The sequence below is a fragment of the Streptosporangium sp. NBC_01755 genome (assembly GCF_035917995.1).
Lineage (GTDB): Bacteria > Actinomycetota > Actinomycetes > Streptosporangiales > Streptosporangiaceae > Streptosporangium.
The window spans coordinates 234,514-258,412 of record NZ_CP109131.1 but is presented as its reverse complement, the minus strand read 5'-3'; the positions used below and the strand labels follow the sequence as shown (position 1 = coordinate 258,412).

The window sequence follows — 23,899 nt, the reverse complement described above, 5'->3', positions numbered from 1 at the left end:
CAGGCCCGATTGGACGACCGTTCATCTGTGCGATGCTCCGATGTACGGGTCTGATGGCGCATCATCGGCCTCGCCCTGTCATCCTTGTTCTCGTACATATACGGCCGAAACAGGGGAGAACGGTGGACGAGCGCAAGCCGATCGAGTGCTGGCTGTCGGACATGGACGGGGTCCTCGTCCATGAAGGACAGCCGGTGCCCGGTGCAGACGAGTTCATCCGCCGCCTGCGCGAGTCCGGAAAGCGGTTCCTGGTTCTGACCAACAACTCCATATACACCCCGCGTGACCTCGCCGTACGGCTGCGCGCGGCAGGCCTGGACATCCCGCCGGAGTCGATCTGGACCTCCGCACTGGCCACGGCCAAGTTCCTGGACGGCCAGCGCCCCGGCGGCTCGGCGTACGTGGTCGGGGAGGCGGGCCTGACCACGGCCCTGCACGAGATCGGCTACATCCTCACCGACATCGCCCCCGACTACGTGGTCCTGGGCGAGACCCGCACCTACAGCTTCACCCAGATCACCCGGGCGATCCGGCTGATCGAGGGTGGCGCCCGGTTCATCGCCACCAACCCTGACGCGGTCGGGCCCTCCAACGAGGGGTCGCTGCCCGCCTGCGGTGCGGTCGCCGCGATGATCACCAAGGCGACCGGGGTGGAGCCCTACTTCGTGGGCAAGCCCAACCCGATGATGATGCGCAGCGCGCTGCGGGCCATCGACGGCCACAGCGAGAGCACCGCGATGATCGGTGACCGGATGGACACCGACATCGTCTCCGGCATGGAGGCGGGGCTGCACACGATCCTGGTGCTGACCGGGGTCGTCAGCAGGGACCAGATCGACCGCTACCCGTTCCGCCCCTCCCTGGTGGTCGACTCCGTCGCCGACCTGATCGAGCTGATCGACTAGGCCAGGTCCGCACGCAAGGTCGGCGTCCGCCACAAGCCCCCGCGCGAGCCCCACCCTCTACACGCCCATGGCGGCGAGCCCCACCCTCTACACGCCCATGGCGGCGAGCCCCACCCTCTACACGCCCATGGCGGCGAGCCCCACCCTCTACACGCCCATGGCGGCGAGCCCCACCCTCTACACGCCCATGGCGGCGAACACCGCCCACGCCACGCCCGCCCCGGCCACCGCACCCGCGGCGGCTTGGGCGAGCGTGTGGTGAGAAATCCGCACCCGCGCCCACCCGATCACCGCCACCAGCGCCGCACCCACCGTGAGCGTCACCGCGGCCGGCAGCACGTACGCCAGCATCACAACGACGCCGGCCGCCGTGCTCGTGTGAAACGAGATCTTCCACACCAAGGTGATCGGGCCTAGCACCGCCAGCCAGCCGAGCATCACCACGACCATCGCCGTCAGCTCGACCGGCTCCCCGTCGGCCAGCAGCAACATCAGCAGTGTCACCAGCACGGCCGCCAGCGCCGCCAGCATCGGCTTGAAGCGGCTCGTCCGCTCCACGATGTGCCGTGAGTCCAACCGGCCCCGCCACACGCCGATCGCGATCACCGTGGCCGGTACGCCGCCGCACACCGCCGAGATCGCCGCACCCCATGCCGCACCCGCCCAACCGGCAGCCAACCCGCCGACTACCGGCGGCAGGCTCAGCATCAGGTTCTGCGGCGCGAATACCTCCGTCACCGCCCACGCGAACCCGTTCAGGCCGGTACGCGAATCGGCCCCGGACGCCTCCACGCCCGCCACAGACTGATCAGCCACTGCGCCTCCTGCACATCGTTTCCACCTTCGACCGCCTGGCCGGCCACCAACCCGCCACCCGGGGCGCCGGTCTGCCTCACCGTGAGAGCCTCACGCAGCTGGAGCGCCGCAGTTTCCGCATCCACCCGGCCGCTTTCGTAGCTGTGCTACGCCGCGCTGCCGATGGTGAGCCGGTGCGCCCAGGAGACCCGGAGCTACGCCATCGTGACGGCGGTGGTCGTGCCGGCCCCTGGTCGCCCTCATGATCTTCGGGGTGATCTCCGGCGGGCGGCTGACCGGGGTCGCGCTGCCCTGGGCGCTGCTGCCGTTGGTGTCCATGGTGATCTCGCAGATCCATCCGGTCTACAGCCCGAGATACCTGCTCTTCACCGTCCCCGCCATGGCGCTGATCGCAGGTGCGGGCCTGGACGCCCTGCGGCCCCGGGCGTCGGCCTGTGGCAGGAGGCGCCAGAACAGCGCCTTTGTGGAGGACGACGAGCGCTACCTGGCACTCATGGGCAACCGTGATTTCGTGCTGAGATTCACAGATGATTTTGGGTATTCGTGGATCGGCCTTTATGCCCGCAGGTCGGCCTGCTGCGGTGCCACTGCCTCGCCCGGCGCGAGCCGGTAAGACCGTTCGCGATGACCTCGGCGGGCCCCGATGGACGGGAGGATCAGGCGATCAGGCGATCAGGCGATCAGGCCGGGCAGCAGGGTGACGGTGCCTGCCAGGTAGGTGCCGAGCTCCGGGGGGACGAGGTTGATGGCGGAGATCTCGGCCGGATCGAGCGGGAGCCGCACCACCTCGTACCGGCCACGGGCGGGGTCGTCGAACTCCGGGCCGCAGCGCAGGGCGAGATCCATCGAGACCAGGCGGCAGCCGTAGACGTGCTGGGTCTTGATTCCCTCGTCGCGCACGCATTCCAGGGTGGTCAGCGGGGTGACGCCGGAGACCACGGCGCCGAGCTCCTCCATGACCTCGCGGTGCAGGGTGTGCTCCAGCGAGGCGTCCTCGGGCTCGACATGGCCGCCGGGGACGGACCAGTAGAGCTCCTTGCCGGGGACCGTACGCCGGAAAACCACCAGCCGGTCGTCGTCGAGGAGGACGGCGCGAACACTCGGCACGTCAGGCATGGGGCCATTGTGCCACCGACCCGGTGACGTGATCCGCATCCGGGCCCCGGGGAGGCGGGATTTCCTTGCCGAGGTCGACCTCCCCGCGCAGGTCGCCGCCGTTCCCCAGGCCCGCCGCTACGTCCGCGACCTGCTGGACGGCGTGAACCACCCGCACGCCGACGACGCGCTCCTGCTGCTCACCGAACTCGTCACCAACTCGGTACGCCACTCCGACTCCGGCCGTACCCGGGTCCAGCCAAGGTGAGCCCAAAAGCCGCAACGCAAGATCAGACAATGCTGCGGCTCGCGCGTGAATCGCTGGATCGCCGCCCCTCGGAGTTTCCGGTTTTTTCGGACGCCCCTCCAGCCGCCTTCGACTGGCAGGATGGCCGCCATGCCCTACGACCCCGCCCCCGCCCCGGCCCGCGAGGAGTTCCTCGGTCTCCTGGACCACCTCGACTTCACAGACCGCCCCGGTGCCGGACACCTCCACAGCCGGCCTCCCGGCCACATCCTCACCGGCGTCACCGACCTCGACGCCGTCCTCATCAGCCTGCCCCCGGCACCCTGACCGTCGTGGCCTCCCGCCCCGGTGTGGGAAGCACGACCCTGCTGCTCGCCTTCTGCCGGGGAGCCGCCCTCGTCCGCAACACCCCCACCCTGCTGGTCAGCTACGAGTCCTCCCGCCGCGACCTGCTCACCCGCATCACCTCGGCCGAGGCTCGCGTCGTCGGGCACGCGCTGCGCTCCGGCGCCCTGCGCGACGACGACCGGGCCACGCTCGCCCGCGTGATGCCCCGCCTCGCCGAAGCCCCCCTGCACCTGGCCACCCCGGCCGACTGGACCCTGGGCGAGCTGAGCGCCCGCATCACCCACGCCTGCACCGCCGGCGAGCCCGCGGCCCGCCTGGTCGCCGTCGACGGCCTGCGCCACATCCGCCCCGACGTGCGCGGCGGCACCCGCGAACGCGAGGTCACCGAAACCGTCCACACCCTCAAGGCGCTCGCCGTGCGGCTGGAGGTCCCCATCGTCGTCTCCGCCGACCTCGACCGCCTGCCCGAGGTGGGTTCCGGCCGGCTGCCGGCCCTGCACACCGATCTGTGCGACGCCGTCGCCCGCACCGCCGACCTCGTCGTCCTGGTGCACCGCGAGGACGCCGCCGAGCGCGACTCCCCCCGCGCGGGGGAGGCCGACCTGATCGTGGCCAAGCACCGTAACGGCCCCACGGCCACGATCACCGTGGCCTTCCAGGGCCACTACTAAGCGGAAACTAGATTACTGGACCAAATTCGTCGTTGCATACCACTTCGCTTTACCTTTCAGATTAGACAATAATCGCATGGAGAAACCATCTCGGCGCATTCCGCGGCGCACCCTTGAAGGCACCCGAACACTAGTTCTCAGCGCAATTGACAAGGGAATGCGCGTGGATGAAGCCGCCACTGTCTTCGGTGTTGGGCGATCCACAATATTCGGTTGGCTCAAGCTGCGGAAAGAGTCGGGTCCAGCGGCATTGGTGGTGAAAAAGGCTCCGGGACGCGAACCGCAACTGACAGAACGTCAAATGGCGCAGCTGCGGGGATGGATAATCGGTAATGACCCCCGCCAATTGCAGTTCGAGTTTGGTCTGTGGACTCGCGAGATGGTCGGTGAGCTTATCAAGCGCAAGTTCGGTGTCGTGTTCACATCGCAATGGGTCGGGACACTCCTGCATCGGCTCGACCTGTCTCCACAGCGACCATTGGTCCGCGCGTATGAACAGAATCCAGAACGCGTGCGGCAGTGGAAAGAAGAGGAGTATCCGAAGATTCGAGCTATGGCCATCACCGCAGGTGCAAGCGTCTTCTTCGCTGACGAGGCGGGTGTCCGCACTGATTACCACTCCGGTACCACATGGGCTCCAGTCGGGAACACGCCGATTGTAATCGGGAGTGGAAGTCGAGTTTCAGCAAACATGTTCTCCGCAGTGAACACGCAGGGGAAGCTGTACTTCTCCTTCTTTGAAGGAAACCTCAACGCCGAGGTGTTCATTGAATGCCTCAAGAAGCTGCTCGACGACATTCCCGGGAAGATCTTCTTGATCATAGATGGTGCGTCGGCCCACAGATCTAACGCCGCTAAGGAGTTCGCGAAGTCCACCAAGGGCCGACTGAAGTTGTTCTTCCTTCCACCCTACTCTCCTGAACTGAATCCCGATGAGTGGGTGTGGAAGAATATAAAGCACGATCATGTTGGGCGGATGGCCGCGCGAACCAAGGATGAGCTCAAGAAGGGGATCGAGAAGGCAGTAGCACGGATGCGCAACCTTCCCGAAATCGTCCGAGGCTTCTTCGCGGATCGAGGCCTCCGCTATATGACCACATGAGTAAAGTTTCTTACAGTCCAGTAACTTAGTTTCTGGTTAGTAGTACCTGGGAGATGTCGAACTCATCGGCCATGCGAGGTTCGCCCGGAATCGGGTTACCTGGCTGATATTCGCCATTCTTGATGCGTCGCCGTATCTCTTCAAGGACGGCTTGCCATTTGAGCTGGTCAGGCCGGAAATCGATCACAACACAAGAAGGAAAGCCTCTCTCGGAGTTCGGAGTTTTCTCGCTCAAGTTCACGCAGTCGGGCGCGCTCGGGGCCGCTGAGGGAGTGCGGTTCTTCTTCCGCGCGCGTTCGCTTGTAGGTGCTCACCCAATTGCCGAGCGTGGTGTCGTGGACGCCGAACTCTCTGGCGACCTCGGCGATCGTACGGGGGCCGTCGAGGACCATGCGCACAGCCTCGTCCTTGAACTCCTGGCTAAACCTACGCCTGGAGCCTTTCAGTATGTTTCTATCTCCTTCGGACTTTTACCACTCTACTGAGGCGATCATGTGCGCCCAGTAGAACTGGAGGTGAAGCCGTGACATAGCGGCTGATCTGCATGTTCGTAAGCTCGTCGTCGCTTGCCGGTGAAAGTCCGGTCCGGGTAGCTGCCAGGAGGCCCGGTAGCAGGCTGGCGGCTTCGTCTGGAAACGGGCGGGGTCGAAGCCCAGCGTCAAAAGCCCTTAAGGGGGAGCGACGATGCGGTCCGTAGCATGACGCGAAGCCTGCGGCGTCGTTACTCAGCCGTCTTCGGACGGGACAAGGGAGAGCCGAGCCCCTCGTGATCGGGGTGAAGGCCATGGAAGCGGCGAAGAGCCTGGAAATTGCAGCCGCGAAGAACTCCCCGGCGTATGGGGCGCGGAACGTATCGATAGTGACGGCGGGAACTGGGGAGGCCCTCCCCGGCCCGGTGACCTGCGGAAGGTGTTACCGGAGCGTGGCGTCCTATAACCGGTCAACGCCGGGAAGTGGATTGCTGGCCGGGTGGGCGTCGGAGGCGGCCGTAGTACTGCTTGAGCCGACCGGACAACATAACCGGCGGTGAGGGAAGGGCCGCTACTTCGTCGATGCATATTGAGGTGGAGGAGGGGCTCGGTGAGTGCCGTTTTGGCTATTCCCGCCGCCGTGGGGCCGCGTGTTCCGCGTGATCCGGTCCGCGCCTTGCAGCATGTGCTCTACCGGGCGGCCAAGGCCGATCCCGGACGTCGGTTCCACGCGCTCATGGACAAGGTCTATCGCAGAGACGTTCTGGAGCGCGGGTGGGTCATGGTGCGCAGCAACAACGGCGCACCGGGCATCGACGCGACCACGCTGGCCGACATCGAGGAGTACGGGATCGTCCGGCTTCTTGAGGAGTTGGCCGCGGAACTTCGGCAGGGCCGGTATCGGCCATTGCCCGCGCGCCGGGTGATGATCCCCAAGCCTGGGCTGAAGGACGAGTACCGGCCGTTGTCGATTCCCGCTGTTCGGGATCGGATCGTGCAGGCCGCTGTGAAGATCGTGTTCGAACCGGTCTTCGAGGCGGACATGGCTGATTGCTCATTCGGGTTTCGCCCGAAGCGCTCAGCACACGATGCTCTGCAAGTGCTCATTGAGGAGCAGGCGCGGGGCCGCCGGTGGGTGGTCGAGACGGACATCGCCAACTGCTTTTCGGCGATTCCGCACGATGAGTTGATGCGTGCGATCGAGGAACGCGTCTGCGATCAGTCGCTCCTGAAGCTCCTGCGGGTGATTCTGCGCGCCGGGGTGATGGAGGACGGACAGATCCGGCGAGAGGTCACCGGCACGCCACAAGGCGGCGTGGTTTCACCCGTCCTCTGTAACGTCTACCTGCACCGATTGGATCGGGCGTGGGACGAGGCGGACGGCGTGCTGGCCCGCTATGCCGACGACGCGATCGTGATGTGCTGGTCCCGCGGTCAAGCCGAGCGGGCCCTGGCCCGCCTGACGGAGCTGCTGGCGGCACTCGGTTTGGAGCCGAAGGCCGCCAAGACCCGCATCGTGCACCTGGAGGTCGGTGGGGAAGGCCTGGACTTCCTGGGCTTTCACCACCGGCTGGTGCGCTCACGCGGGTTCAACGGGAAACGGCCGTTCGTTTTCCTCGCTCGCTGGCCCTCAGACAGGGCGATGCAACACGCCCGCGACCGGATCCGTGACCTCACGGACGGCCGCAGGCTGCTGCTTCGCACCGAAGCGATCACCAAGGAGGTCAACCTGTTCCTGCGGGGATGGGCTGGCTATTTCCGGTACGGGCATTCTGCCCGGCGCTTTAGCAAGATCAGAGAGTTCGCCTGGATGCGCCTGGCGCTGTTCCTCAGCCGAAAACACCGGCGCAGCCGGAGCTACGGCCGGGGCGTGCTGAAACGCTCGCTCAGCGATCTCGGCTTGATCAGCCTGTATGGAATCGTCGTCGCGCCCAGGGCGGGCAAGCCCTGGCGGGAAAGGCCGAATGCCGGCGGTGAACGACGTCGGTGAGCCGTGTGCGGGAGAACCGCATGCACGGATCGAGGTGGCGGGGGTTGGAAACGGAGCGAAGAACCTGGTCACGGCCACTGGGGTGGCACACCCGTCCGGGAAACCGACGGAAGGAAGGCCCCAGGCCCTCCCGCCAGGAGAAGCCACCGCGCCAGCCCCCGACCCTACAAATATTGAGATTTTCCGGAGGTCCAGGTGGTCCGCCTGCCACTCCAGCAGGGCCGACGCGCCTTCCGATCTTCTCAAAAGTCCCAGAACTTATGATCGGCTCAGTACCAGCTATGGACAACACAGGGAAGCGCGTTGCGGAATGTGGCCACCGGGCGGTGCCTGGACAGCAACTCTTCGGGCAGCGTCTATGCAGGTGGGTGCGCGTCTGGCGACGCGGGTCAGCAGTGGTACAGAAATTAGTAGTAAAGGCCAGGTCGCGCCGGCGCTGCGGGAAGAGGTCGGCGACCTGGGGGGGCGTCCATGGACGTGGTGTACGAGCATCCGAATCCGGTAAGCCGGTCACGGTGGAAAAGCGCGGCGTCGTCCGTGGTGAAAAGCGCGGCGAGGGGGGTGGAGTGGTTCAGGGCCGCTCGTTGGTGTCGTGTCGTGCGGGGTGGAAGGTCAAAAGCGCGGCGAGGGGGGTGGAGTGGTTCAGGGCCGCTCGTCGGTGTCGCGTCGTGCGGGGTGGAAGGTCAAAAGCGCGCCGAGGACCGTGGAATGGCCCCAGACCGCCCATCGGTACGGGTCCGCCGCGGTGCGGAAGGATCCGGGGCCGCTCCTCGCCGCCGCCTCGCGCGGGGCTCTCGCCGTGCGGGGTACGAAGGTCCGCGGGGCGTCCGGTCAGGGGTCGCCCTCGGCCGGGTGCGGGGACGAATCGGGCCTTCCACCACGAAAAGCGGCCCATCCGAGGGGGTGGGAGTGGCGCTTTCCTTGATCGGGGTGAATCCGCACGCCCCCAGCGTGCCAACTCACCCAGATCATGGAAAATCCCCGATCGTCACCACCACGGCCCCGCCTCCACGCCCGCCATGACCCGCTTTGCCCCCTTCCGGAGCTCCACCGGCCCGCCCCCGGTCACCCACACCCGGCCAACGCCCGCCACCACCCCGCACGATGCGTTGCCGGTGAGCGGTCCTGAGCCACTCCGCCGCCCTCGCCGCGCTTTTCCCCACGGACGACGCCGCGCTTTTCAACGGCGATCAGCCAGGCGCGACGCAGGTACCGATCTCAAACACTCATACACCACCTCCGCGGACGCGACCCCTGGAGGCCGCCGGGACGGTGATCATCCAGGTGGACGAGCCCGCCCCTGCAGGAGACCCTGCCGCTGCGCGCCGCCAACCGGCCCGCCTACCTGGCCTGGGCGACGCTGCACGTCTTTTCGTTCGGGGCCGTTCCCTCTGCTCAAACGGCGTAGCGCTTACTCGGTCAGCGGTGGTCCCTGCGCAGGCGTTTGAGGTCGGAGCGTTGCTTCTTGGCGGTGATCCGCCGTTCGATCGCGCCCCTGCTCGGTTTGGTCGGGCGGCGCTTCTTGGGGGGCGGGGCGATCGCCTCGCGGAGCAGCTGGGCCAGGCGCATCTCGGCGGCCTCGCGGTTGCGCAGCTGGGAGCGGAACTCCGAGGCGGCGATGGTGATCACGCCGTTCACCAGGCGGGAGGCAAGACGTTCGAGGGCTCGGGACTTGAAGACCTCTTCGAGGGCCTCGGTGGCGGCCAGGTCGAAGCTGAGCTCGACCCGGCTGTCGGTGGTGTTGACCCCCTGGCCGCCGGGGCCTGAGGAACGGGAGAACCGCCAGCCGAGCTCGGCCTCGGGGACCGAGACCGAACCGCTGATCTGGAGCGGACCGGGCATGGCGGCGACTTCCTTCTCACGGGGGTGTGCGTGTTCTCAGGGTACCGAGGGAGTACAAGCCTGGATCAAATAGTTTTATGCCCCGTTCCTCGACGGAGACTACGAACGCAGGGCCGAAACGGAGCCGTCTGCACGACGTGGTAGAGCAGTCCGGGGCCGTCCCGCGCGGACGTCCCCGGACACGCTCACCGCGTGTCGCAACCCGGTGAACCCATGTGGTCGGCGCAGTGGTGGGTTTTCGAGACCGCCTTGGTCAGGTCATGGGCCGATCCGGGACGGCTGCCCCTCGCAGGAAGAGGTCGACGACCTCGTGGACCAGCTGATCGGCGGGAGGCGGAACGGGACGCTCCTGCGGGGGCATCGCCACATCGGCGGGCATGGGCTGGAGCATGCCGGCCAGTTCCATGAAGGCCATGGCCAGGAAGCTCGGATCAGCCTTCCGTAGCTCGCCCGTCTCCACTGCTTGGGCCATCAGGTCGGTGACGGGTGTGATCAGGCTACGCACGTAGGCGTGCGAGACGTCGGCGCGCTGTGCGTCATCCAGGTGGCGGGTGGCGTAGTAGATCTGGTCACCGAGAGCGGAGTTGTACGTTCCCCGCGCATAGGTGTCGGCGAGGGCGAGGAGACGGTCGCGGAGATCACCGTCGCCCCCCAGCGCCCGCTGGAGCGCGGCGGAGGTCTCCTCGATGTAGTGGTGGGCGACTTCCATGAACAGGGCGGGCTTCCCGCCGGGGAAGTGGTGGTAGAGGCTGGCCTTCTTCACGTCCACGGTTTTTGCGATCTCGTCGAGGGAGACCCCGAGGTAGCCGCGTTCGGCGAGGAGGCGGGCGAATTCATCGCGGGCGCGGACGCGGGTATCGGCTTGACGTGGCATGGCGGTTCAGACTCCTGTTCGGGTACGGAGGGTAAGGGCGAGGCGGGCCGCGACAGCGCCCGCGGCGAGAGTGCCGGCGGTGACGAGGGCGCCGGGGAGAAGGTTCTGCTCGCTCCAGGGTGAGGTGAGCAGGCCGCGCATCGCTTCCAGGGGCGGGGTGAGGGGGTTGATGTCGGCCGCGTAGGCCATCCAGCCGTCGAGTTGGTCACGCGGTACGAAGGTGGCGGTGAAGAACGAGAGAGGGAAGAAGACCAGGGTGACGGATCCGATCGCCGAGCCGTTGCCGGTGTGGAGGGCGACCGCGGCCGTCAGCAGCTGGAATCCGATACCGAGGAGTACGGTCGCGCCGACCAGGGCGAGCAGGGCGGGGAGGCCGGAGACGGGGCTCAGACCGAGCAGCAGGCCGAGTGCGGTGAGCGCGCCGGCCTGCGCGGTGAGGATGAGGATCCCGGCTAGGACGGGGGCGGCGGTGAGCGTCCAGCGGCCCACCGGGGTGAGCCATAGCCTGGCGTGATAGCCGGAGCCGATGTCGCGTACGAGGAGCTGGCCGGCGGTGGCGCCGCCGGTGAAGACCGTGGTGAGCAGGCACAGCGGTAACACCATGTCGATGTAGCGTCCGCCGGGCGTGGTCGCGGAGGCGACCGTGGAGAGCTGCGCCTCGTAGACGATCAGGAAGAACGCACTCATGAACAGCGGTGAGTAAAGCAAGGAGGGGGTACGGGCGCAGGCCCTGAGCGAGCGGGCGGTCAGGGCCCGGAACGCGGCGAACGATGTCGGCGCCGCGGACAGGGGCATGCGGTCGGCATCGAGGGCGGTGATGGTGGCCGGGGCGGTGCTCATGCGGCGGATTCGCCTTTCGGCGCGGTGGCGAGGCGGAGGAAGACGTCCTCCAGGCTGGGCTCGTCGACGCTTAGGGAGTCGGCGTGCAGTCCGGCGGAGGCGAGGGCGAGCAGTATCTTCCCGTCGGCGCCGGGGTGTGCGAGCCGGGTGCTCAAGGCGCGGGCATCGGGTCCGGTCAGGGCGGCCTGCTCGCCCCGGTCGGTGAGCAGCCGCAGGGCGTGGCCTGTGGTGTCGGCGTCACGGAAGCGCAGGGTCAGGACGCGGTCGCCCGCCTCCGCCTTGAGGGCGTGGGGGGCGGCGGAGGTGACGAGGCGGCCTTCGCGCAGGATGCCCACGCGGTCGCAGAGCTGGTCGGCCTCCTCCAGATACTGGGTGGTCAGCAGGACGGTCATGCGGTGGCCGGCGGACAGGGTGCGGATTTCCTCCCACAGGCGGCGTCGGCTGATCGGGTCGAGGCCGGTGGTGGGTTCGTCCAGGAAGAGGACCAGGGGGCGCTGGACCAGGGCGACGGCGAGGTCGACGCGGCGGCGCTGGCCTCCGCTGAGCCGGCTGACGGGAGTGTCGGCGAATTCCTCCAAGGAGAAGGACGCGAGGAGTTCAGCACCGCGGTCACGGGCCTGCCGGGCGGTGAACGACTGCAGCCGGCCCTGCAGGTGCAGCAGTTCGCGGGCGGACATGAGAGGGTCGAGGGCTGTTTCCTGCAGGACGATTCCGATGCGGCGGCGCACGGTCTCGGGCTCGCGGGTGATGTCGGCACCCGCGACGTGGGCGGTGCCCCGGGAAGGGCGGAGCATCGTGGTGAGCATGCGGACGGTGGTGCTCTTGCCGGAGCCGTTGGGGCCGAGCAGTCCGTAGACCTCTCCGGTGTTCACTTGAAGATCGAGCTGGTGCACCGCGGAGCGGTCTCCGAAGTCCCGGCCGAGTCCGGCCACCCGAATGGCCGGTGGAGTGGTTCTGTCCATCCACAAAACCTACCTATCGGTAGGTAGATTTTGTGGATGGACACCCTGTGCCGCGATAGACCGATCGCGCCGCTCGCCGCGGTGTTCAGCAGAAGGCCGGATCGGCGTGGACTCGATCGCCTTCGACGTAGGTGGCCAGCACCGTGGTCTCGCCGATCTCGCCGGCCGGGATCGAGTAGGGGTCGCGGTCGGTGATCACCAGGTCGGCGAGCTTGCCCTTCTCGATCGTGCCGGTCCGGGTGTCCAGGTGGTTCACTCGTGCCGTGCCGATCGTGTAGGCGGCCAGCGCGGCCGTCAGGCTCAGACGCTGTTCCGGCAGGAACACCTCGGCACTCTCGCCGGGGATCGTCCGGTTGACCGCGACATGGATGCCCAGGAACGGGTCGGGGCTGCTGACCGGCCAGTCGCTGCCCGCCGCGAGCGGCGCGCCGACGCGAACCAGATCTCCGAACGGGTACTGCCAACCTGCCCGTTCCGGGCCGAGGAACGGAATGGTCAGTTCGTCCATCTGCGGCTCGTGCGCCGCCCACAGCGGCTGCATGTTGGCGGTGATCCCGAGGTCGGCGAACCGCGGCACGTCGTCCGGGTGCACGACCTGGAGATGGGCGATGTGGTGGCGATTGTCGTTCGTTCCGTTGGCGGCCCGAGCGGCCTCGAACGCGTCGAGGGCTTCGCGGGCCGCCCGGTCCCCGACGGCGTGCACGTGAACCTGGAAGCCCTCGGCGTCCAGGAGGGTGACGTACGCGCGCAGCCTCTCCGGATCGACGAAGCTGATCCCCTGGTTGCCGGTCCCGCAGCCGCAGCCGTCCAGGTACGAGGAGGTCATCGCGGCGGTGTAGTTCTCCGCCACACCGTCCTGCATGATCTTGACGCTGGTGGCCCGGAACCGGCCCGCGTCGCCTCTGCGCGCGAGCAGTTCGGGGATCTGCTCCTCACCCCTTTCGCGGTCCCACCACAGCGCGCCGACCACGCGGCCGGTGAGCAGTCCGGACTCGGCGGCGGTCAGGTAGGCCCGCTGCACCTCGGGGTTGACCATCGCGTCCTGCCAGGCGGTCACCCCGGCCGAGTGCAGCCGCTGCTGGCCGGCCCACAGGGCGCGCAGCATCGTGTCCGCGGCCGGCTCGGGGATGTGCCGGCCGACCAGGTCCGACGCGCCTTCGTGGAGCGTTCCCTGTGGGTAGCCGTCGGCCTCCCGCTCAATGCGCCCGTCGACCGGGTCCGGGGTGCCCGCGTCGATTCCGCACAGCTCGAGAGCCCTGGTGTTGACCCAGGCTCCGTGGCCGTCACTGTTGATCAGGTGGACGGGCCGGTCGGGGACCGCCGCGTCCAGTAGGCGACGGCTGGGCGTTCCCCGGGGGAACCATTCCATGGACCAGCCGCCTCCGCTGATCCAGCCGGCCTCGGGGTTCGCCCTGGCATAGGCGCGGACGGCGGCAACGGCCTCGTCGGCGTCGCCGGCGTCGTGCAGGTCGCACCGGATCATGGTGAGGCCGGCGAGGACCGGATGCACGTGGGCGTCCTGGAACCCGGGGAGCAGGGCTCGACCGGCCAGGTCGACGATCTCGGTGGTCGCGCCGATCAGCGGCTTCACGTCGGTGTCCTCCCCGACTGCGACGATCCGGCCGTCGCGGACGGCGACCGCCGTGGCGGCGGTACGGCCGGGGGCGAGCGTGTGCACCGGACCGCCTTGGAAGACGAGGTCGGCGGGGGTGGTCATGCGAGTTCTCCTCGAGATGAGATCAGGGGATCAGAGCGAATCGGGGCGGAAGGCCCACGGGCGGACCCGCTCGACGGCGGCGCCGATGTGGAAGACCGTCGCGTCGTCGTAGCTGCGTCCGACGATCTGCACCCCGGTCGGTACGCCGTTGGACGCCCGCCCGGACGGGACGTTGAGCACCGGGCAGCGGCTGGCGATGTTGAAGACCGGCGTCAGCGAGTACTCCAGATACTGGTCGAGCTCCACGCCGTTGACGGTGAGCTTGGTGTCGACGTACTCCTCGCCGGCGCGCAGGCCGGGAGCGCCGGTGGTCGGGCAGATCAGCGCGTCGTAGCGGTCGAGCAGCTCGCCGATCGGCGCGTAGATCGCCGCCTCCAGCTCCAGACCGGCCAGGAAGGCGCCGCTCCGTCCCATCGCCCGCTCGGCGTCCGCGGCGAAGGCGAGGGCGTAGGGGGTGAGCTTGTCGCCGTGCTCGGCAGCGACGCGGGTGACCATGGGGCCGAAGATGGCGCCGAAGTGGATGAAGACGGCTTCGGTGACGTCGGCGCGGCGCAGGCCGACCTCGACCTCCTCCACGATCGCCCCGGCCTCCCGCAGAGCGTCCGCGACCGCCCGGGTGTTGGCCGCGATCTCCGGCTCGATCTCCCAGTCGCCCAGGTTGGGCGCGTACGCGACGCGCAGGCCGGTCACGTCCCCGAGCCGGTCCGGGATCTGAACGGCCGGGCGGAGCGAGACCACGTCGTGCGGGTGCGGGCCGACGATGACGTTCTGCAGCAGCGCGCAGTCGGCGACGGTGCGGGCCATAGGCCCGTCGTGGCAGTAGTGGTCGAGGTTGAACGGCGGCATCGCGGGCACCCGGCCGTAGGGCGGCTTGTAGCCGACGGTGCCGGTGTTGGCGGCGGGCATCCGGATCGACCCGCCGATGTCGGAGCCGGTCGCGAGCGTTGCCGTACCGGAGGCGAGCGCCGCCCCGGAGCCGCCGGAGGAGCCGCCGGGCGAGTAGTCCAGGTTCCACGGGTTGCGGGTGATCCCCCACAGCTTCGAGTGCGTGAAGCCCGCGCAGCAGAACTCGGGCGTCGTGGTGCGGGCGTGCACGATGCCGCCGGCGGCCAGCACCCGCTCGATGACCGGGTGGGTCACCTCGGCCACATGGTCGGTGTAGGCGAGGGAGCCGTCCGTGGCGAGCCGTCCGGTGATCGGCTGCTCGTCCTTCGTGGCGATGGGAATGCCCTCCAGCGGTCGCGGGGAGCCGTCGCGGTAGGCGCGTTCGGCCTGCTTGGCCTGGAGGAGGGCCTCGTCGAAGGTGCGCTCGCTCAGCGCGTTGACCTGTGGCTCGACGGCCTCGGCGCGCTCGACGACGGCGGTCATCAGCTCGACGGGGGACAGCTCTCGGGACGTGAACAACCGCAGGGCCTCGGTCGCGGAAAGGTAGGTGAGGTCTGTCATGAGAGCTCCTTCGAATCGGTTGCGAGGGCACGTCGGTCTGCCGCGATCTGGGAGGGGTCCCAGCCGGGGCGTGGCACCGAGTGCAGCAGCAGGCGGGTGTAGGGGTGCTCGGGGTCGGCCAGCACCCGCGGGCTGGGACCTGACTCGACCACGCGCCCCTGGTAGAGCACGAGGATGTCGTCGGCGACGTGCCGGACGAGTGCCAGGTTGTGGGTGACGAACAGATATCCGACGCCGGTGTCACGGCGGATCTCCGCGAGCAGGTCGAGGATCTGGGCCTGGATGGACACGTCGAGGGCGGCGGTCGCCTCGTCCAGGATCAGCACCTTCGGCTCGGTCGCCAGCGCGCGGGCGATGGCGACCCGCTGGCGCTGGCCGCCGGACAACCGTTTGGGGAGCGCGTCCGCCTCCCGCTCGCCGAGGCCCACCCGCGCCAGCAACTCGTCGCGGCGGGCTTGCCTTTCCCGTCGGCTCATCGCGAAGTGCAGGCGCAGCGGCTCCTCGACGCACTGCGCGACGCTGACGCGGGGGTCGAGCGAAAGATAGGGGTCCTGGAAGACCATCTGGATCTCTCGGGCACGGGAAAGCCGGGTCGCCTTGCCGCGGGCCACATCGGAGCGGTCCCGCCCGCCGACGCGGATCCGGCCGGAGTCCGGCCGCTCCAGGCCGACGAGCATCCGCGCGGTGGTCGTCTTCCCCGATCCCGACTCGCCCACGATGGCCAGGGAGCCGCCGGGCCGCATCGAGAAGGAGACGTCGTTGACGGCCACATGGTCGCCGAACGACTTGCGCAGGTCCTCGACCTCCAGCGCGTACTCAGCCATGGATCAGTTCCTCCGCGCGCAGGCAGGCCACCTGGACACCGTCGATTTCCCGCTGGACCGGCGCTTGCTCGGCGCATCGGGGGCGCGCATGAGCGCATCGGGCCGCGAACGCGCACCCGCTCGGAGCCTCGGCGAGCGACACCGGCCGCCCCGGTACGCCGCGCGGTGGCCGGTCCACGTCCAACCGCGGGGTCGCGGCCAGGAGCCCCATCGTGTACGGGTGGCGGGGCCGGTCGAACAGCCCCGCTGTGGACTGGACCTCCACGATCCGGCCCGCGTACATCACGCAGATGCGGTCACAGATCGCCGCGGCCAGTTCCAGGTCGTGGGTGACGAAGAGCATCCCCATGGCACGCTCGGCCTGCAGACCGGTCAGGATCGAGATGACCTCGGCCTGGGTGGTGACGTCCAGCGCGGTGGTGGGCTCGTCGGCCAGCAGCAGCCGCGGCTCTCCGGCGAGCGCGCCGGCGATCATCACGCGCTGCAGCATGCCCCCGGAGAATTCATGCGGGTACCTGCGCAGAGCCGCGCGCGGCTCACGGATGCCGACCGACTCCAGCAACTCCGTGGCCCGCTTGAGAGCGTCCTTCCGTGACACCCCGCCGGCCCGCATCCCCTCGGTGACGTAGTCGCCGATCCTGCGCAGCGGGTTGATGGAGGCCCGAGGATCCTGAAAGATCATGGAGACGTCGCGGCGGCGCAGGTCGCGGAGCCGGGTGGAGGACATCGTCAGGACGTCTTCTCCGTCCACCCGCACGCTGCCGGCGGCTTCGGTCTCCTCGGGAAGCAGGCCCAGCACCGAACGGCAGGTGACGGACTTGCCCGACCCCGACTCGCCGACCAGCCCGACGGTCTCGCCGCGTTCGACGTGCAGCGACACGCCGTCAAGGATGGGACGCGCGGCCTTGCCGGCCGCGAGCCGCACGTTCAGGTTCTCGATCTCCAATAGCCGACTGGTCATCACCGCTCCCGCCTGGCGACGCGGTCGGCGATGGACTCGCCGACGATGCTGAATGCGACCACCGTGATCACGATGGCGGCGCCTGGGGCGAGGGCGGGAAGCATCGCGCCCTGGAGCAGGGCCGGGGCACCCTCGTTGATCATCGCGCCCCAGTCGGCGGTGGGCGGCTGGACACCGAAGCCGAGAAAGGAGAGCGCCGCGAGATCCATGAGCGCGTATCCGAAGTTGATCGCGGACTGGGCCAGGATCAGCGGAGCGATGTTGGGAAGCAGATGCTTCACGCAGATCACCCAGCCGGACCAGCCCTGCACCCGGTACGCCTGGATGTAGGGGCGGGACTTCTCCTGCAGGGCCACGCTGCGGGCGAGCCGGCCGACGTACGGGGCGTAGGCGACGCTCATCGCGATCACCGGTGCGGTCAGCCCGGCCCCGAAGACCGCCACCAGGATGATGGCCAGCAGCAGGGCGGGGAAGGAGAAGACGAGCTCCATGGCGCGCGACAGCACGGAGTCGACGATCCCGCCGTACCAGGCGGCGGTCACCCCGATCAGCGCGCCGAGCACCGTCGATACGACCACGACCATCAGCGGGCCGAGCAGCCCCGTCCGGGCACCGAAGATCAGCCGGGACAGCACGTCGCGGCCGGACTGGTCCGCGCCCAGCAGGTGGTCGGAGGTGGAGCCGCTCAGGGTCGCGGACAGATCGACGGCGTCGGGGTCGTACGGGGCGATCAGCGGGGCGAAGACCGCCGTGACGAGCAGCACGGTCAGCACGGCGAGGGCGGCCGTGACGAGCTTGTCGCCTCCCACGATGCGGGCCAGCGGCGCGAGGAGGCTGCGCCGGTGGATGGGCAGGGGGGTCATCTTGTGCCTCCCTTCGCGTGGGACAGGCGGGGGTCGATGAGCGGATGGATCAGGTCGACGATGAGGTTGGCGCAGACGAAGGCCAGCACCACCATCAGGCTGATGGCCTGCACGACCGGGAAGTCCTTGACGGTGACGGAGCCGACCAGTAACTGGCCGACCCCGGACAGGCCGAAGGCGGTCTCCACGATCGAGGTGGCGACCAGCAGGCCGGCCACGATCGTCCCGGTCACGGTGGTGATCGGGACGAGGGCGTTGCGCAGCACATGCCGCCGTACCACGTCCGAGCCGGGCACCCCGCGGGAGCGGGCCACCTCGACGTGCTCGCGTCCCAGCTCTGCCAACATGGACGTTCGGGTCACCCGGGCCAGCAGGCCGATGAAGGTCAGGGCGAGCGCCGCCGCCGGGAGCGTCAGATGGTTGATCCGGTCGCCGAAACCGCTGCCGTTGCCGAAGGCGGGGAACCAGCCCAGCTGGACGGAGAACAGCGAGATCAGCCCGATCGCGGCGACGAATGACGGGGTGGCCGTGGCGACGCCTGTGCCGATGAGGACCACCCGGTCGACCGTGCCCCGCCGCAGCGCGGCCAGTGCCCCGATCGCCACCCCTCCGATCAGGATGAGCAGGCCGGCGTAGCCGATGAGCCACAGCGTCGTCGGCAGCCGGGCGCCGATCAGGCCGCCCACGTCCTGCCGGAACTGCACGGACTTGCCGAAGTCTCCGGTGACGATGCCGCCGATCCACTTGGTGTACTGGACCAGGAACGGGTCGTTCAGGTGGTACTGCTCTTTGATGGCCGCGACCGCCGCCGGTGACGCCGAGCGGCCTCCCAGGAGGAAGGACGCCGGGTCACCGGGGGCGAGATGGACCGAACCGAAGACCAGGAACGACGTGACGAGCAGTGTCACGATGATCCCGGCGGCCCGGCGGAGGAGAAAGCCTGCCATGGTCGAACTCAACCGGCTGAGCCCAGACGAGCCGCCCACGGGTAGACAAGCTGCGAGATGCTGGTCGGCGCGCCGGTGAGCCGCTTGTTGAGGAACATGTTGTGCGGCACCTCGTACAGCGGGATCCAGACCACATCGCGGACGGCGATCTCCTGCAGCTTGGCGATCGTCGCCGCGCGCGCGGCCGGGTCGGGCTGGGCGGCCGCCTCCTCGACGATGGCGTCGTACTCGGGGTTGGAATAGCCGCCGTAGTTGGCGAAGTTGCCCGTCTTCAGGATCCCGTAGAACTCCAGCGGGTCGGGAGTGGAGTCGTACCAGATCGTCATGACCAGATCGATCCCCTCGCGGGCCTTCGGGTCGGAGAACAGCGCCGTGTAGGCCTCCGGGGCGACCGCCTTCAGCTCGACCTGCAGGCCGATGGCCTGGCCTGCCGACTGCACCGCGTTGGCGATGACGCCGATCTCCGGGGAGAGGGTGCTGGTCGCGATCACGATCTTCTTGCCGGTGGCGCCCGCCTCCTCGATCAGCTTCTTCCCCCCGGCGATGTCCCGGGTGAGGGCCGGAAGCTTGGCGTAGTAGTCCTTGGCCGCCTCCGGGGCGATTCCCCAGGCGCCGATGGCGCCGGGCGCCTTCGCCGGTGTGGCGACTCCGCCCGCGGCGGCCTTGATGATGCCGTCACGGTCGATCGCCATGGACAGCGCCTTGCGGACCTTGACGTCGCCGAGCGTGCCCTTGAGGTTGGTGGGGATCATGCTCACGGCCGTCGTGTTGGGGCCGAAGTAGAGCGTGCCGTTGGTGGCGGTGCGAAGCTTGGGATATCCGGTGGACGGCAGCAGGTAACCGCCGTCGACCTCGCCGGAGAGCAGTGCGTTGACGCGGGCGGCGGGGTCCGGGATGAACACGTTCTTGATCGTGTTCACCTTGGGTGCGAGCGATGCGTCCCAGTAGCCGTCGAACTTCTTGAGGTTGATCGACTGGCCCTTCTGCCATGAGTCGAGCATGAACGGCCCGGTGCAGTTGACTCCGACATCCGGGGTGCCGTAGCCCTCCTTTGCCAGGGAGGCGGCGCTCGCGATGGTTCCGGCGGAAGTGCCCATCTCCTCGTTGAAGACCTGGTCGGGCTCCTTCAGATGGACCGTGACCTCCATCGGGCCGGTCTTCTCGATCTTGTCGACGTTCTCGTAGGTCGAGACCCAGTACGAGCCGACCTTGGGATCCAGGTGGCGGCGCATGCTCGCGACGACGTCATCGGCGGTGAGTGTGGAGCCGTCGTGGAATTTCACGCCGGAGCGGATCGTGTAGACCCAGCGCTTGGGGTCGGGAGAAGACGCGGCGCCGGCCAGGCCGGGCTCCAGCTTCAGGTCAGGAGTGATCCGCATGAGCTGCTCGCACACGTTGGCGAGCACGGTGTTGGGGTGGTAGTCGAAGGCGTACACGTAGTCGAGTGACTGCGGTTCGGCGTAGAGCGACCAGGTCACCGAGTCCACGGGGCCCTTGGCCGGGGGAGTGTCCTTCGTGATCTCGAAAGCGGCGGAGTCGCCGCCGCCCTTGCCGGTTTGCGAAGCGCCGCCGCAGGCGGCGACCGCGAGGGCGAGCAACGCCGTTGCGGCGGCGAAACGGGAGGTGCGCATCAGACCACCTCTTTCTGAACGGGCCGCAACGATCCGGTGTGCGGCTGAGGTGGCAGTGAGTATTCGTGAAGGAACGTTCCTGCACAAGGGAGTGAAGGAACGATTCTGCAACGCTGGGAGACTGGGTGACGAACCACCCGGCCAGATGACAGGATCCTGCTCATGAGCATGTCGGATCGCAGGTCCCGGGTTCGCCTCGTGGACGTGGCCCGTGCCGCGGGGGTGTCCAAGACGACCGTGTCGGACGCACTGAACGGAGCCGGGCGCCTTCCCTCGGCCACCCGCGAGCATGTCCAGAAAGTGGCGCGAAGCCTCGGCTACCGCCCGAACGCCACGGCACGGCTGCTGCGCAGTGGGCACACCCGGCTGCTCGGCCTCGCGGCACGGGAGTATGTTGAGGCGCCGTGGGTCTATGCGGAACTGGCCTACTTCGGGCTGCTTGTCACTGAGGCGACCCGGGCGGCCCTTGCCCACGGATACGGCGTCGTCCTGCTGCCCACCTCCGGGCCGGACGACTGCTGGCTGGACATGCCGCTGGACGGCGTGTTCGTCGTCGACCCGGTCGAGAGAGACCCGATGGTCGGAGACTTCCTCGCGGCAGGTGTCCCCGTGGTCACCGACCGCCGGGCCCTGGCGGAGGTCGCGAGCGGGGAATGGGAGACCGGCCGGTGGGTCGACTTCGACTACGACAGTGCCGTGCGTCAGGTCCTCGATCACCTGAAGGAGGCCGGCGCCGAACGGATCGCGGTCGTCGCGGCCGCGACCACGGCCTGCTTCCACCAGCAGTCGGTCGGCGCCTACCAGGACTGGTGCGCCGAGCAGGGGCGCGAACCCCGGATCGTCTGCCTTCCCGGCCCCGGTGTCCAGCAGACGCTCGACGCCGTGCGGGAACTGCTCGCGGCCCGCGTCCCGCCCGACGCGCTCTTCACCCTGGTCGAGCTCAGCCCGCCGCTCCTGCTGGACACGATTCGCAGGCTCGGCCGCTCCGTCCCCGATGATCTGCTGCTCGTCTGCGCCACGGAGGATCTGGCGGCCGTCTACACCGATCCGCCGATAAGCACGCTCGGCTTCCTGCCCGGTGAGACCGCCCGGGCGGCGGTGGAACTGCTCGTCGACCGCATCGAAGGCCGGGAGGGCGACCAGGGCCGCCTCTTCTCCGCCGACTTCCAGATTCGCGCGTCTTCGGCCTTTCCCGGCCGGCGGCCCACGCGGCGGACACGACGGCCGGTGGTGTCCCCGATCACCCCCGGGTGACGTTCAGGCGGAATCGGTCCCGGCGACCCACGGATTACGAGCTGCGGCCTGGGTCGTTCAGTCCCGATTCCGATCACCGATCCAGAGCGAATCATCGATCTGAACATACGCCGAAGAGACAGGCTCGGCGGAGTCCTACACGAGTATCAACATGCCGCTTGAACTGCATGGATGATGTTTTCGGCAGACACAGACCTCACCGCAGAATGTACACGGCGACATCGGCCGACTCGAACACCGAGAACGCCGCAGCATGACGAAGAAAACTCCGACGGGAACCGCAGGACCGCCATCGGCACGTTGGCCGGTGGAGCGGCAGAGGCGCCGTTAACAGCCTTCGCGCCGAGATCGGGCGCGGCGATCGTCGGTCAGCCGCAACCGCCCGCGTGGCCGGCGTCTCCGGCTGCGGCCGGCGGCACCACCGTCTCGATCGGCTCGGGCTGCGGCGCCCATGTGCCACGGACCGATGCCACGAAGTCCAGTACCCGGTCGGCGCCCCAGAACTTGTCGCGCCCGTTCATGAACATGGGCACTCCGAACACGCCGTCCTTCTCGATATTCTTCAGGTAGGCAACGCTCCGCGCCTGCATCAATGGATCCTCATGGGCACCCGCGATGCGGACCGGGTCGAGGCCGATCTCCTTGGCGACAGCGGCGACAACGTCAGGATCGGAGATGTTGAGGCCGTTCTCCCAGCGGGCGCGGTAGGTCGCCGCGACGAACTCCTCGCCCTTGCCCTCGTCCAGCGCCGCCAGGTAGCCGAGGTGTGCCACGTCCCATTCCGGGTCCTTGTCGACAGGCCAGGTCATGGTCAGCCCTCTGGCCCGGGCCAGCCGACGTACGTCCTGGAGGATGTAGAGGTGTTTTGCCTTGGACATGACCGTGTAGGGCAGTTCGATCCCCTGCTCGGCCACCAGACGCGAGCACTCCTCACCGGGTTCCCACATCGGTAGCCACTCTACGGCGGCCAGAACGTCCGGGTGGTGCGCGAGCAGGTCACGATAGGCGATCCAGGAATACGGGCTACGCAGTGAGAAGTACCACTTCAGCCGCTTGGGTTTGGCCATCGAATCATCAGTCCGTTTCTATCGCGTTCATTGACTGCACAACGTCTCCTGCGGCAAGAAGATTGGACCGAGGCCGGCTTCTACGCGGGCGCCCCACTCCCGCACGGCCGATACCCCGAGAGCCGCCGCTGACAATGGCGACCCTGGACTCAATGGTCATGTCCGCCTGTCGCTGCACGCAGTTGTTCGGCGGGGCGGTAGGCCACCACCATTTTGGACACGGTGAACACGAGCTCGCCGCGCACGACGCATTCACCTTCAAAGATCACGGTCTCGCCGATGGCCCGGGACACCCGCACCCGGTGCTCCAGCACGTCACCGGGCAGTACACGACGGTGGAACTCGATCCCGGCCAGCGATCCGAGGAGCATCACCTGTCCGGCCGGCACGTCCGGGTCGAGCAGCCCGACCCGGACGTGCCGGCCGTCCGGGTCGGGCTGCTCGACGCCGAGGATTAGGCCCGCGGCCTGCGCCCAGGACTCGACGAGCAGCACCTCTGGGTAGGGCCCGTCCACATGATCGCGATACCATGGCTCGTTGCGGCTGACCGACTTCAGCGCGGTGATCCGCTCACCGGGAGAGATATCGAGCACCTCGTCCACCAACAGCATCGGGTAGCGGTGTGGCAGAATTTTACTAAGGTCGGCCATTGGTCATCCCGCTCCGGTACCGCAATTTGACAGATGCCACGTTCCGGTCGGCCACCCTGGCCTTGGCCGAACAGTGCCAGTGCTCCCGGCCCTGCCTCCACTCGATGACCACGGTCAACTCGTCGCCCGGGAATACCGGCGTCATAAAGCGGGCCGACTCCAGCGCCGCCATTGTCAGCTCGCCCGCCTCCGCCGGCGCCGTGAGAAGCGCTCCGCGATGCACCACCTCCACCACGCACATGCCGGGGAAGATCGGGAATCCGGGGTAGTGACCGGCGAACACCGGCTCGTCCGGGCTGATCGTGATCGCCACCTCGTTGCCGGACAACAGGTGTATCTGTCCGGTAACCGGGCTGATCGCACTACGATTCACCGGC

General features: G+C 68.2%; 25 protein-coding genes. 8 read left to right on the top strand and 17 right to left on the bottom strand.

Going from position 1 to position 23,899, the window contains the following annotated elements; translation table 11 throughout:
* The first annotated feature begins 122 nt into the window (after nt 1-122).
* Nucleotides 123-905 carry an HAD-IIA family hydrolase gene (locus tag OG884_RS01000; RefSeq protein WP_326641158.1) on the top strand — a complete coding sequence of 261 codons (783 nt, stop codon included), beginning with the start codon at nt 123-125 and terminating at the stop codon, nt 903-905.
* A 177-nt stretch (nt 906-1,082) separates the two neighbouring features.
* Here the strand turns inward: OG884_RS01000 and OG884_RS00995 are convergent, their stop codons facing one another.
* Nucleotides 1,083-1,721, bottom strand: coding sequence for a hypothetical protein (locus tag OG884_RS00995; protein ID WP_326641156.1), 639 nt, complete (start codon nt 1,719-1,721; stop codon nt 1,083-1,085).
* A gap of 241 nt (nt 1,722-1,962) precedes the next feature.
* On the opposite strand from OG884_RS00995, the gene OG884_RS00990 reads away from it, so the two are divergent.
* Entirely contained in the window at nt 1,963-2,334 is a 372-nt protein-coding gene (locus OG884_RS00990) for a hypothetical protein (protein WP_326641154.1), read from the top strand.
* Between the two features lie 59 nt (nt 2,335-2,393).
* On the opposite strand, the gene OG884_RS00985 is transcribed toward OG884_RS00990, so the two are convergent.
* Nucleotides 2,394-2,837, bottom strand: coding sequence for an NUDIX hydrolase (locus OG884_RS00985; RefSeq protein WP_326641152.1), 444 nt, complete (start codon nt 2,835-2,837; stop codon nt 2,394-2,396).
* Nucleotides 2,838-2,865: 28 nt separating this feature from the next.
* On the opposite strand from OG884_RS00985, the gene OG884_RS00980 reads away from it, so the two are divergent.
* The 4 genes from OG884_RS00980 (at nt 2,866) to OG884_RS00965 (ending at nt 5,184) form a co-directional block, all read left to right on the top strand.
* The gene (locus OG884_RS00980; RefSeq protein WP_326641149.1) at nt 2,866-3,084 is read left to right on the top strand and encodes a hypothetical protein; all 219 of its coding nucleotides are present in this window, start codon (nt 2,866-2,868) and stop codon (nt 3,082-3,084) included.
* A gap of 129 nt (nt 3,085-3,213) precedes the next feature.
* Nucleotides 3,214-3,390, top strand: a complete 177-nt coding sequence (locus OG884_RS00975) for a hypothetical protein (RefSeq protein ID WP_326641147.1) — start codon at nt 3,214-3,216, stop codon at nt 3,388-3,390.
* Between the two features lie 5 nt (nt 3,391-3,395).
* Complete coding sequence (locus OG884_RS00970) at nt 3,396-4,082, top strand: DnaB-like helicase C-terminal domain-containing protein (RefSeq protein ID WP_326641146.1); 687 nt, start codon at nt 3,396-3,398, stop codon at nt 4,080-4,082.
* A 76-nt stretch (nt 4,083-4,158) separates the two neighbouring features.
* On the top strand, nt 4,159-5,184 hold the full coding sequence (locus OG884_RS00965) for an IS630 family transposase (RefSeq protein ID WP_326641144.1): 1,026 nt from the start codon (nt 4,159-4,161) through the stop codon (nt 5,182-5,184).
* Nucleotides 5,185-5,351: 167 nt separating this feature from the next.
* Here OG884_RS00965 and OG884_RS00960 read toward each other — a convergent pair whose 3' ends face one another.
* Nucleotides 5,352-5,630 carry a transposase gene (locus tag OG884_RS00960; RefSeq protein ID WP_326646833.1) on the bottom strand — a complete coding sequence of 93 codons (279 nt, stop codon included), beginning with the start codon at nt 5,628-5,630 and terminating at the stop codon, nt 5,352-5,354.
* Nucleotides 5,631-6,264: 634 nt separating this feature from the next.
* Between OG884_RS00960 and ltrA the strand changes: the two genes are divergently transcribed.
* Complete coding sequence (ltrA, locus tag OG884_RS00955) at nt 6,265-7,644, top strand: group II intron reverse transcriptase/maturase (RefSeq protein ID WP_326636118.1); 1,380 nt, start codon at nt 6,265-6,267, stop codon at nt 7,642-7,644.
* 1,419 nt (nt 7,645-9,063) lie between these two features.
* On the opposite strand, the gene arfB is transcribed toward ltrA, so the two are convergent.
* The 11 genes from arfB to OG884_RS00900 all read right to left on the bottom strand — a co-directional run bounded on the left by arfB (nt 9,064) and on the right by OG884_RS00900 (nt 20,551).
* A complete protein-coding gene (gene arfB / locus OG884_RS00950) occupies nt 9,064-9,486 on the bottom strand; it encodes an alternative ribosome rescue aminoacyl-tRNA hydrolase ArfB (RefSeq protein ID WP_326641142.1) in 423 nt (140 codons plus the stop codon).
* A gap of 253 nt (nt 9,487-9,739) precedes the next feature.
* Nucleotides 9,740-10,360, bottom strand: a complete 621-nt coding sequence (locus OG884_RS00945; protein ID WP_326641140.1) for a TetR/AcrR family transcriptional regulator — start codon at nt 10,358-10,360, stop codon at nt 9,740-9,742.
* Between the two features lie 6 nt (nt 10,361-10,366).
* A complete protein-coding gene (locus OG884_RS00940) occupies nt 10,367-11,200 on the bottom strand; it encodes an ABC transporter permease (RefSeq protein ID WP_326641133.1) in 834 nt (277 codons plus the stop codon).
* The gene (locus tag OG884_RS00935) at nt 11,197-12,162 is read right to left on the bottom strand and encodes an ATP-binding cassette domain-containing protein (protein ID WP_326641131.1); all 966 of its coding nucleotides are present in this window, start codon (nt 12,160-12,162) and stop codon (nt 11,197-11,199) included. The genes OG884_RS00940 and OG884_RS00935 overlap by 4 nt, the downstream gene beginning before the upstream one ends.
* A gap of 85 nt (nt 12,163-12,247) precedes the next feature.
* Entirely contained in the window at nt 12,248-13,879 is a 1,632-nt protein-coding gene (locus tag OG884_RS00930; RefSeq protein ID WP_326641130.1) for an amidohydrolase, read from the bottom strand.
* Nucleotides 13,880-13,909: 30 nt separating this feature from the next.
* Nucleotides 13,910-15,325, bottom strand: coding sequence for an amidase (locus tag OG884_RS00925; protein WP_326641127.1), 1,416 nt, complete (start codon nt 15,323-15,325; stop codon nt 13,910-13,912).
* Nucleotides 15,322-16,149: an ABC transporter ATP-binding protein gene (locus OG884_RS00920; protein ID WP_326641125.1), complete on the bottom strand. Its 828-nt coding sequence runs from the start codon at nt 16,147-16,149 to the stop codon at nt 15,322-15,324. The genes OG884_RS00925 and OG884_RS00920 overlap by 4 nt, the downstream gene beginning before the upstream one ends.
* Nucleotides 16,142-17,110, bottom strand: coding sequence for an ABC transporter ATP-binding protein (locus OG884_RS00915; protein WP_326641123.1), 969 nt, complete (start codon nt 17,108-17,110; stop codon nt 16,142-16,144). The genes OG884_RS00920 and OG884_RS00915 overlap by 8 nt, the downstream gene beginning before the upstream one ends.
* Entirely contained in the window at nt 17,110-17,973 is an 864-nt protein-coding gene (locus OG884_RS00910; RefSeq protein ID WP_326641120.1) for an ABC transporter permease, read from the bottom strand. Before OG884_RS00910 ends, OG884_RS00915 begins: the two co-directional genes overlap by 1 nt.
* The gene (locus OG884_RS00905) at nt 17,970-18,920 is read right to left on the bottom strand and encodes an ABC transporter permease (RefSeq protein WP_326641118.1); all 951 of its coding nucleotides are present in this window, start codon (nt 18,918-18,920) and stop codon (nt 17,970-17,972) included. The genes OG884_RS00910 and OG884_RS00905 overlap by 4 nt, the downstream gene beginning before the upstream one ends.
* Nucleotides 18,921-18,928: 8 nt before the next feature.
* Nucleotides 18,929-20,551, bottom strand: a complete 1,623-nt coding sequence (locus OG884_RS00900; protein ID WP_326641116.1) for an ABC transporter substrate-binding protein — start codon at nt 20,549-20,551, stop codon at nt 18,929-18,931.
* A 162-nt stretch (nt 20,552-20,713) separates the two neighbouring features.
* Between OG884_RS00900 and OG884_RS00895 the strand changes: the two genes are divergently transcribed.
* Nucleotides 20,714-21,805 (top strand): LacI family DNA-binding transcriptional regulator, encoded by a 1,092-nt coding sequence (locus tag OG884_RS00895; protein ID WP_326641114.1) that lies wholly within the window; start codon nt 20,714-20,716, stop codon nt 21,803-21,805.
* A 368-nt stretch (nt 21,806-22,173) separates the two neighbouring features.
* On the opposite strand, the gene OG884_RS00890 is transcribed toward OG884_RS00895, so the two are convergent.
* From OG884_RS00890 to OG884_RS00880, 3 genes are all read right to left on the bottom strand, one after another.
* Nucleotides 22,174-22,872 (bottom strand): 2-hydroxychromene-2-carboxylate isomerase, encoded by a 699-nt coding sequence (locus OG884_RS00890; protein ID WP_326640864.1) that lies wholly within the window; start codon nt 22,870-22,872, stop codon nt 22,174-22,176.
* 149 nt (nt 22,873-23,021) lie between these two features.
* A complete protein-coding gene (locus OG884_RS00885; RefSeq protein WP_326641112.1) occupies nt 23,022-23,522 on the bottom strand; it encodes a 3-hydroxyacyl-ACP dehydratase FabZ family protein in 501 nt (166 codons plus the stop codon).
* Nucleotides 23,509-23,895: a 3-hydroxyacyl-ACP dehydratase FabZ family protein gene (locus OG884_RS00880; RefSeq protein WP_326641110.1), complete on the bottom strand. Its 387-nt coding sequence runs from the start codon at nt 23,893-23,895 to the stop codon at nt 23,509-23,511. The genes OG884_RS00885 and OG884_RS00880 overlap by 14 nt, the downstream gene beginning before the upstream one ends.
* Nucleotides 23,896-23,899: the final 4 nt, after the last annotated feature.